1 protein-coding gene is annotated in these 264 nt (G+C 36.7%); it reads right to left on the bottom strand.

Annotated elements, in window-relative coordinates:
• The coding region (locus EAF07_RS10505; RefSeq protein ID WP_142925615.1) for a helix-turn-helix domain-containing protein at window positions 1–165 on the bottom strand (165 nt) is incomplete at its 3' end.
• Window positions 166–264 lie beyond the last annotated feature (99 nt).

The raw sequence follows: 264 nt of genomic DNA, 5'->3' as shown, positions 1-264 counted from the left end.
TTGTCTAACCTGACCACGTTTGACTTCGTTGTGAATGGTTTGAGGAGCTTTAGCTAATCTCCTAGCGATTTCACGATTTGAGAGCCCTTCTTGAAGCCAACGTTCAATCATTCTACGTTCAGTTAGTGTCAAATGTTTACTTTTTGGTGTATAATAGTTTTGCATCTCAGAATCTTTCTAATTGTTGTTGTGGTGATTACAATTATATCTCTCTGAGATGTTTTTTGATACCCTTAGGTGGCTAACTTCATTTTAGAACTTTCC

It is taken from the genome of Streptococcus hillyeri, assembly GCF_003686955.1.
Classification (GTDB): Bacteria; Bacillota; Bacilli; order Lactobacillales; family Streptococcaceae; genus Streptococcus; species Streptococcus hillyeri.
The sequence above is the reverse complement of the archived record's forward strand: the minus strand, read 5'-3'. Positions and strand labels throughout refer to the sequence as shown.